Genomic DNA, 8,713 nt, shown 5'->3' with positions numbered 1-8,713 from the left:
CCTGTTCCGATCGTCTGCCCTTTAAACCAGAAAAGGCCATAGTCGAAGACGATCTCGCCTTGTTTGTAGAGCGGCTCCTGGGGCGCGGGATCCTCAGGCACATAGACGCCTACCACACCGATGCCGCCGGTAAATTTCACCGATTTTACCAAGTCGTTCATGGTCATGTTGGGATGTTCCTGTCCCTCCGGGTCATGAGCTTGGTAGCCGACGCACTCGCAGCCCCTGTCGGCGCCGATGCCGTTCGTGAGTTCCATCACCTGATCCACCGGGGAGCTCTTGGAATCGTCGATGGCAAGGGCACCGATCGATTCTGCCAGCCGCAGCCGGTCAGGATGGCGATCGACCACCATGACCATACAGGCGCCCTTGATCATGGCGGCGTGGGCAGCCATGAGGCCGACCGGCCCGGCGCCGTAGATGACGATCGACTCGCCGGGGCGCAGCCCCGCGAGCTCGGTACAGTGCCAGCCGGTCGGGAAGATATCGGCCAGCATGACATAATCATTCTGGTGCTGCTCCGCGTCCGGCGGCAACTTCAGGCAGTTATAGTCGCCGTAGGGAACGCGAAGAAGGTCGGCCTGGCCGCCCCGATACGGTCCCATATCGGCAAAGCCGTACGCCGCGCCGGCCATGTTCGGGAAGACGCTGCGATCAGCCGTGGTCAGGCAGAAGGCGCTCAAGCCGCGCTCGCAGTTCTTGCAGAAGCCGCAGCCGATGTTGAAGGGGATGGCGACCCAGTCCCCGACCTTCACTCGATCGACCGCCTCGCCCACTTCCACCACCTGACCGAGATTCTCGTGCCCGAACACGCCGCCCGGCCGGAAGTCGGTTCGGCCCTCGTACATGTGGAGGTCGGAGCCGCAGATGTTGGTGCTGGTGATCCGTACCAGAACGTCAGTCGGTCTCTCGATCTGCGCGTCCTGCACATCCTGCACCGCCACGTCGCGAGGTCCATTGTAGACGACTGCCCTCATGACATTCTCCTTTGGTTGAACTGATGAAACGCCATCGATGGGTGGTGATCGATCATCTCCCAAGAGGCGTGGACGGCCGGGTTGGGTGCTTGCGACGGAGAATCGATCCGTCTTCCTCCTCGGTCGGCTCCAGCCGATGCCGCAAGTGGATCCCCTGGTGGTCGTAGGAGTTGCCCATCACAGCCTCACCTGGCCGCTGTCGCCGGGCAGTTTGTAGGCCAGCACTCGGGCGTGCTCGATCTTGGGCATGCCATCGAACAGTTCGGGGGTACGCGCGACGAGGGTGCGTCCGACCTTGCCTGCGAGATGGGTAAGGCGCCCTTCGTTGCCTGGGAAGGTGTCGAAGATCGCGAAGTCATGCTGACCCAAGCGCAAGGCATACCAGGTGGTCGTGTCATGCTCCCCCCTTACCGCTTGGAGGGCATCGCGCAGGAAGGCTTCGACCTCATCGCCCTTGCCTTCCTTGGCGCTGAGGCGGACGAACAATGCCTTAACCACCCCGGCTCGCGAAGTATCAGCCGGTGTGGACGCTTCAAGCGTCGTATCAGGTGCAGCGGCGTCCATGCGAATCTCCTTTCGATGTGCGGAACGGCTATGCAGATGTCGCAAGCCGATGAGCATTCGCGCCTTCCCTAAGGAACCTTACGAGGGCAGGAAGCATTGCCGCCACGTCGGCAAATGGCCTGAAGAGGTCGATGAGGATATCGGACACCTCGCCGCAGAACCTTGCACATGGAGATGAGCGCCCAGGTCGTTGCGCCATGCACGGTCCATCTGCCCCCCATTAGCGGTGAACCAGATTCCTCGGCCGCCCAGTCCTATCGGAAATCCCGCCTTGCGCCGTCACTGTCATCGCCTTGGGCGCGTTAAGAGCTGGACGGCCTTGAAGTCCTACGATGCCAGCAACAGCGCGCCACCGATAATATGAAGGGCAAGCGCGCAGGGCGCGAGAGAGGCACGGGATTGGCCTATCGGCGCTCCTTCATGCTGCGGTCATCCCGCGATGCTCCGCCAGCGACAGCGCAAAACAGGCACCCTCGGAGGTCTCCAGCAGATCGATCCTGCCGCCATGCGCCTCGGCCAGCGATCGCGCGATTGAGAGGCCCATGCCGGTGCCGCCACTGTCGCGCTTGCTGGTGAAAAAGGGCTCGAAGAGGCGCGCGCGGTCGCCCTCCGCAATACCGCTGCCATTGTCCGCAAATTCGATGACGACCTGATCGTGCTGCCGCCTGGTCCGGATGAGCAACAGGCTCGCCCCCGCCTGCCGCGCATTGTCGATGATCGTTGCGGTAATCGTCTCCAGTCCCACCGGATCCATACGCACGGCAGGAAGGGCGCCCGGGCTGTCCACCCTGATGTTGAAGGCCGCGCTGCGATAGCTGTCGGCGAGCTTCGCCAACGTCGCCGGGACGTCGGCCTGTTCGGTGCCGTCGGGCACGCCCATGTCAGCCTTGGCCAGTTCCATCATGCGCCGCACCAGCCGGGACAGGCGGTCGGCATCCGCGGTGATGTTGGTCAGGAATCGCTGCCTCTCGCTTTCGGACATGGTCTCGCCATGATCCTCCAGCAGTTCGATGGCGCCGCTGATGCTCGTCAGGGGGGTCTTGAACTCATGGCTGAGCGCCGCAGCGAAGTCCCGCAAATAGCGGGAGCGCTTTGCGATCGCGTCCGCCATCGCCTCGAAATCATCGTAGAGGGCGCGGATCTCCACAACCTGAAGCGACGGCCGGTCGAGGATCGCCGCGCGGCCCTGTGCCATGGAACGGGTCGCCTTGCTCAGGCTCTCTACCGGACGGACAATGGCGCGCGCGAGTACGGCGGAGAGTATCACCAGCATCCCGAAAATCAGGACTATGCCCAGCGCGATCTTGCCGCGATCCTCATAAATGCCCTTGAACAGGCTGCGTGGCGAGCGGGATAGCAGTATTGCGCCCACAACCTGGCCGCCCGCACGAATGGGACGTGCATGATGCAGACGGATGCTGGACGCCCGGCTCAGCCATTCGAGGGGATAGACCTGCCGATAGCTGGCGTTGCGGCGGAGTACCGTCGTTGATTGACCCCGCAGCGCCGCCGCCACCTCCGGCACGCTCGCCAGACTGCCGCCGGTGCCATAGCCGTTGAGCACCACCCCGTTGCGGTCCAGTATCTGGATCGAGGCGAGCGTCACCATCTTCGTCTCTGCCAGGGCCGGCGCGATGGACCGCTCAAGGTTCAGCGCCGCCTCGTCCACGGGCGGATGCACGCGCGACGGCGCGGGCCTTTCCGGCAGGATCACGGTGCTCTGGAGATCGACTTCGGTCGCGGGTTCCTCATAGGGACCGGCGATCCGCGCGGGCGCCGATTCCGCGCCCGGCCACAGGATCGACGCACCGGCGGCAAGAGCTGCGCCTTGCGCGACCAGTTCCGCCTCCGTCCGCCTGACGAGGGCGTTTTCATAGACGCGCAGGAATACCGCACCGGCACCGGGCAGTGCCGCCACGAACAGCAGGGTTCCGAAGATGATGGTGCGGAAGCGCAACACCGGCCAGTGCCGCGCGACAAGCCGCTTGAAGGCCGCGATCATGGCGTCGTGCCGGTACAGCTCCCCAGGCGATAGCCCACACCAGCCCGCGTCTCGACCATATCGGTGCAGCCCGCCTCCGCGAATTTGCGGCGCAGGTTGCGGACATGGCTGTCGATGGTCCGGTCGGTGATGGCAAAGCCCGGACCATGCAGCCGGTCGATGATCATGTCGCGCGAGAAGATGCGCGCGGGCATGGAGACGAGGGTCCTCAGGATCGTGAACTCCGTTACCGTCAGCGAGACGGGATGGTCCTGCCACGTCGCCGACCATGCCTCCGGATCGAGCGACAGCCCGCCATGATGGAGCGGCACCGCCGTTTCCACTGCTGGAGGCCGGGCTGCGGTGCGGCGAAGGATCGCCATAGACCGGGCGACAACCTCCCGCGGTGAAAAGGGCTTCACCACATAGTCGTCGGCGCCCAGTTCGATACCGAGGACGCGGTCGATCTCGTCATCGCGCGAAGACAGGAAGAAGATCGGAACATCGCCCTGCGCGCGCAGGCGCCGGCACAGCTCCAGCCCGTCCATCCGGGGCATGTTGATGTCAAGCACCACCAGATCGGGCCGCCGTGCCTGAACCGCGACAAGCGCCGCCTCGCCGTCGTCCGCCTCGACCGTGTCGAGGCCGGCCTTGCTGAAGGCGAAGACGAGAAGCTGGCGGATATGGGGATCGTCATCGACGATGAGGATCGTGCGGGGCATGGGGCACAAGATCATCTTTCCGTCCTCTCTGTCAATGTGGATGCGGGGCGGACGGGCGCGGGAATGACGGGCGCAGGCGATCCGATATTGCGCTGACATTCGCGGATCGCGGGAGCCAGAGGAACCTGTCGGATCGTCTTCAGTCTCTCCTCTGCCTCTTCGAGGCGGTGCTGGTTGCGCCATGTCCATTCGCCCTGATGATCGGCGGAGAGCATCTGCTGCTGGATATCTGCGCGGAGCCATTGCACGCGCTCCCGAAATGGCCGAGGCAGGGGGCGGCCTTCCAGTTCAATAAGCGGAAGCAGCGCCGACGGACCCAGTCGCCCCAGATAGCAGAGATCGAGGTTCGGCCCCTTGCCCGTCACTTCATGGGCATGGCGAACATTCCACCACGCCGCCGCTTCACCTGCGTCGAGGAAGCAGAAGACCGTCAGCACTATGGCCGCCAGCATGAGATTGGTGTTGATGAGCCAGGCTGCGCTCTTGCTCTGCAACATGCGCCAGCAAATGAGGAGCAGGCCGCACGCCACCAGTGCCATCCACGCCAGCGCGTGGATGCGCAGCGCCGTCAGCATGCTCATATCGATATAGTCGAGGGTGCGCTGGATGCTGGATGCGACGAGGATCACATTCTGCACGATCCACAGGACGACCAGCCGCCGGATCGGCGGCACCGCCGCCGTCGAGGAACCGGGGTGGAGCGTGACCAGAACGAACAGCCCTGCCAGCAGAGCCGTGACGATGAGAGGGTAGGCGCCGCGATGGACATATTCGGTGATCGTCATCCCGCTGGGCAGGGGAAGGGCGCGGGACAGATAGGCCATGTCGAGCATGTTCTGGACGGCGAACAACAGGTTGAAGAGAAGCAGCGACAGCGTGACCGACGCGACCGAAACCCCCGGAATGACTATGTCGCCGCTGCCGTCGAAGGTCGGGATGAGCCTGCGCGCGGGGCGCGCCCGCAACAGGCTCCAGCTCAGTGCGAAAATCGCGATCCAGAGCAGCAGCCGCCGCGCCGTGATATGGGACAGGTCAGGCAGCCCGATCATGCCCAGCACATCGGCAATGACGGGATTTGCAGCGGCGAACAGCGCAAGGATGATCGCGCTGCCGCCCAGCGGCAGGGCCATGAGCGCCATTATGGACCGCAGGCTGAATCGCTTGGCCCGTGATCTGCGCAGGACGCGGCTGACCCTCATCGCGTCCATGAAGGGCCGGATGGGGGATTGCATCGCATGCACGGCCACAGCCAGCCGTCGTCATGGGGCGTGATCATGCCAAACAGGGCAGTCATGCTGATCGCGACCCAGAACAGCGTCCAGGCGAGCGGGCCGGGGTCGAGGATCAGCGCGGTGCAAAATATCGATGCGCACAGCGCGGCGAGGCTTGCCTGCCAGCGCCGCCACAGGCTGGGCCGCCCGACCAGGAGACACAGCAGCAGCGCGAAGGCGAACAGGCCGAGATAGCCCCCTGACAGGGCTCTTCGATAGAAGAGATCATCGCTGAACAGGACGAAGGTCAGCGTGAGGCAGAGCTTCCATCGGAAGCTGGAGAGGAAGGAGAGGCGGTGCATGTGGACACTCCCTGATAGCAGGGAGATGGATCTCAGACGGGTGTGCACTGGCGGGCGTCGAACGGGTGTTCTTGCCGAGGATTTGTCGTGCAGATCCTGTGCAGAGACGCTTGGTTTTCATTTATCCATTTGAAATACAGGAATTTTATCCCCTGCTGTTCACCTGTCCGGCTGCGACCACCGATCTTGGCATTCTCTATTGTCGAAGTAGATATCTCTACATCCAACCCGTTGAGGAGAGTGCCATGCGGGCGTCCCTTTTCATGCAGTCGTCTCTTTGCGCCCTATTGGCGCTGCCCGTCCTGTTGAGCGGCTGCTCCAAGGCCGGAGGGGGTGGGGACCATAGCAGCGTCACCACCCGCGAACTGGATGTCGGCGGCATCGTGAAGATGCGGGAGGAGCGGCGGACCGCCGAATCCGAAACGGAGATGGCGGAGGACGCAGGGAATGAAACCCGGCCGCAGGCGGGTAATCTCACTGCGGGCGATTATGACGACATACTGAACCCGGATCTCTATGTGCGCTATGCCAATGCGGCCGTGCAGCAGGGCGGCGGCCTGCCCTTTGTCGATACGCGCAGCCGCGTCGCCATCCGGGTCGTTGATGCGACGGGGCACCCGGTGCCGCAGGCCCATCTCGCCGTGGAGCGTTCGGGTGGAGCGCTGCATCTGGAAACGGGCGCGGACGGGGTTGCTTCCTTCTATCCCGACTATGATCGTGCGGGCCCCCGCGCCCGGATCAGCATAGCCTCGGATGCCGGATCGGCAAGCCGCACGGTGCAGTGGCGGGAGCGGGGCGGGCAGACCGTCACGCTGAAGCTCCCAGGCCAAGCGCATCCCGTAGAGGCGCTCGACCTTGTGCTGGTCCTCGATACGACCGGCAGCATGGGGGACGAGATGACCTATTTGCAGGCGGAGCTTGGCTCCATCATCGCCCGGCTGAAACGGGATGCTGGCAATCTGGACGTGCGGATTGGGCTGGTCGTCTATCGCGACCGGGGCGACGACTATGTGACCCGCTCCTTTCCCCTCACTCCAGATGTGAGACAGGTGCAATCGACACTCGACCACCAGGTGGCGGACGGCGGCGGCGACCCGCCCGAAGCTATGGACCGCGCCCTCGCCTTGGCTGGGCGGATGCAATGGCGCTCGAACGCGGCCAAGGCGGTTCTGCTCGTCGCCGATGCGCCTCCGCACCGGGAGGCGCTCGACGCCACGCTCGATGCGGTCGGGCAGTTGCGGGGAGAAGGCGTCCGGATCGTCCCCGTCGCGGCCAGCGGCGTGGAGGAGAGCGCGCAATATATCATGCGGGCCATGGCCGTGCTGACCGGCGGGCGCTATATCTTCCTGACCGACGACAGCGGTATCGGCGATGGTCATGCCGAACCGGATATCGCCTGCTATGTGGTAACGCGCCTCGACCAGTTGATCGCGCGGGTGGTGGCCGGGATGGTCGTGGGGCATCGCGTCGAGCCGGAGCAGGGCGAAATCATCCGGACCGTGGGCAGCTACGATCGCGGCCGATGTGCCATGCAGCAGGTTGCGGTACGATGATCGCTTGGCCCGGGGATTGAACATCGGTTGGTAATATTAAGTTGACCCCGTTAGCTGACGGTTCGTACTCAGGAAGGTAATAGGTGCGGCTGAATGGCAAGGATGGGTCCGAGATTGGCGCTGCTAAATCTTTGCAGCCAGATTGGAGATTTAGCGCCACGATCACCGCTGGAATGAGGGGAGGGGAACGATTTCGTGCCTCAAACTTTCGGGGGCTTCTGAGGGGGTTTGGTCGGTAATCATCTAGGTTTGTTTTTCGAGTCCCCCTAAACGTTCAAAAAATATCCCGAAAACCATCGCTTTGCCATGCAGGGGCGTTCCGATGCCTACCCCAATGGAGAAGTGGCATTCGATCCCTCGCTTCAGGAGCCAGCGTCTCGCGCGACAGCGCGGCTGATGCTCGCGATCTCGGCGTCGGAAAGCCTGATCCACGCGGCGTCCACATTCAAGTCCAGATGTCGGCTGTCCGACGTTCCCGGAATCGGCAACAGCACCGGTGAACGGGCGAGCATCCACGCCAGAACGATCTGCTGCGGCAACGCATCATGCGCCGCTGCCAGTTCACGCAGGAGCAGGCCGATCGCCTGCGTTTCATCCATCATCGGACGAAACGGCAGGAAGGCGATTCCCTCTGCCTCGCACACCCGCAAAAGATCGTCGGACGTGCGCACGCCCAGATTGTAGCGATTCTGCACCGACACGATGGAACAGACCGACTGGGCGATCCGCAACTGGTCCAGCGTGACGTTGGATACGCCGACATGGCGCACCTTGCCCTCACGCTGGAGGTCGGCGAACGCGCCGATCGTGTCGGCATAGGGCACGTCCGGATCGGGAACATGGCACTGATAGAGCGGGATCGCCTCCAGCTTCAGCTTCCGAAGGCTCTGTTCGCATTGTCTGCGGATATGGTCGGGCCTTCCGTTCGACGGCAGCACCGTCTCCCCCGGATTGAGAGCGCGCGGTTCATATCCGGCCTTCGTGGTAATCACCAGGTCCGGGGCATAGGGATGCAACGCTTCCCCCAATATCTCCTCCGACCCGCCGAAACCATAGATGTCGGCGGTGTCGATGAAGGTGACGCCACGCTCCACCACGCGGCGGCACAACGCATGGGCCAGGCCCCTGTCCGGCCGGCCATGCGCGTCTCGCGGACCCGCGCCGCTCACGCCCGGCCAGATTCGCATCGCGCCAAAGCCCAGGCGGCGCACGGTCAGATCGCCGATGGTGATCGTGCCGACGACGTCGTCGGTCAGCGTTCGAATGCCCGTCATCCTATCCCTCTCCGCTCGTCCCGTTCAGCCGCCCCACCCGATCCGACGGGGGCAAGGGCGGCCCGGCCT

General features: G+C 63.8%; 8 protein-coding genes. 1 reads left to right on the top strand and 7 read right to left on the bottom strand.

Annotation, left to right across the window (positions count from 1 at the left end):
• The 6 genes from MJ601_RS20805 to MJ601_RS20780 form a co-directional block, all read right to left on the bottom strand.
• A partial coding sequence (locus tag MJ601_RS20805; RefSeq protein ID WP_242130310.1) for a glutathione-independent formaldehyde dehydrogenase occupies positions 1 to 977 on the bottom strand: 977 nt, incomplete at its 3' end.
• 177 nt (positions 978 to 1,154) lie between these two features.
• Positions 1,155 to 1,541 (bottom strand): putative quinol monooxygenase, encoded by a 387-nt coding sequence (locus MJ601_RS20800; RefSeq protein WP_242130309.1) that lies wholly within the window; start codon positions 1,539 to 1,541, stop codon positions 1,155 to 1,157.
• A 418-nt stretch (positions 1,542 to 1,959) separates the two neighbouring features.
• A complete protein-coding gene (locus tag MJ601_RS20795; RefSeq protein WP_242130308.1) occupies positions 1,960 to 3,543 on the bottom strand; it encodes a sensor histidine kinase in 1,584 nt (527 codons plus the stop codon).
• Complete coding sequence (locus tag MJ601_RS20790) at positions 3,540 to 4,259, bottom strand: response regulator transcription factor (protein WP_242130307.1); 720 nt, start codon at positions 4,257 to 4,259, stop codon at positions 3,540 to 3,542. Before MJ601_RS20790 ends, MJ601_RS20795 begins: the two co-directional genes overlap by 4 nt.
• Complete coding sequence (locus MJ601_RS20785; protein ID WP_348635609.1) at positions 4,256 to 5,443, bottom strand: DUF4153 domain-containing protein; 1,188 nt, start codon at positions 5,441 to 5,443, stop codon at positions 4,256 to 4,258. Before MJ601_RS20785 ends, MJ601_RS20790 begins: the two co-directional genes overlap by 4 nt.
• Positions 5,440 to 5,817 (bottom strand): hypothetical protein, encoded by a 378-nt coding sequence (locus MJ601_RS20780; RefSeq protein ID WP_242130305.1) that lies wholly within the window; start codon positions 5,815 to 5,817, stop codon positions 5,440 to 5,442. The genes MJ601_RS20785 and MJ601_RS20780 overlap by 4 nt, the downstream gene beginning before the upstream one ends.
• Before the next feature lie 245 nt (positions 5,818 to 6,062).
• Between MJ601_RS20780 and MJ601_RS20775 the strand changes: the two genes are divergently transcribed.
• Entirely contained in the window at positions 6,063 to 7,370 is a 1,308-nt protein-coding gene (locus tag MJ601_RS20775; protein WP_242130304.1) for a vWA domain-containing protein, read from the top strand.
• 362 nt (positions 7,371 to 7,732) lie between these two features.
• On the opposite strand, the gene MJ601_RS20770 is transcribed toward MJ601_RS20775, so the two are convergent.
• On the bottom strand, positions 7,733 to 8,644 hold the full coding sequence (locus MJ601_RS20770; RefSeq protein WP_242130303.1) for an aldo/keto reductase: 912 nt from the start codon (positions 8,642 to 8,644) through the stop codon (positions 7,733 to 7,735).
• Between the last annotated feature and the right edge of the window lie 69 nt (positions 8,645 to 8,713).

This window comes from Sphingobium trunci (assembly GCF_022664535.1).
Lineage (GTDB): Bacteria > Pseudomonadota > Alphaproteobacteria > Sphingomonadales > Sphingomonadaceae > Sphingobium.
The sequence above is the reverse complement of the archived record's forward strand: the minus strand, read 5'-3'. Positions and strand labels throughout refer to the sequence as shown.

What these genes read in the sequence shown, in the direction of transcription:
- MJ601_RS20795 (WP_242130308.1), bottom strand. Translation starts at nt 3,543, where the DNA reads ATGATCGCGGCCTTCAAGCGGCTTGTCGCGCGGCACTGGCCGGTGTTG.
- MJ601_RS20785 (WP_348635609.1), bottom strand. Translation starts at nt 5,443, where the DNA reads ATGAGGGTCAGCCGCGTCCTGCGCAGATCACGGGCCAAGCGATTCAGC.
- MJ601_RS20800 (WP_242130309.1), bottom strand. Translation starts at nt 1,541, where the DNA reads ATGGACGCCGCTGCACCTGATACGACGCTTGAAGCGTCCACACCGGCT.
- MJ601_RS20780 (WP_242130305.1), bottom strand. Translation starts at nt 5,817, where the DNA reads ATGCACCGCCTCTCCTTCCTCTCCAGCTTCCGATGGAAGCTCTGCCTC.
- MJ601_RS20775 (WP_242130304.1), top strand. Translation starts at nt 6,063, where the DNA reads ATGCGGGCGTCCCTTTTCATGCAGTCGTCTCTTTGCGCCCTATTGGCG.
- MJ601_RS20770 (WP_242130303.1), bottom strand. Translation starts at nt 8,644, where the DNA reads ATGACGGGCATTCGAACGCTGACCGACGACGTCGTCGGCACGATCACC.
- MJ601_RS20790 (WP_242130307.1), bottom strand. Translation starts at nt 4,259, where the DNA reads ATGATCTTGTGCCCCATGCCCCGCACGATCCTCATCGTCGATGACGAT.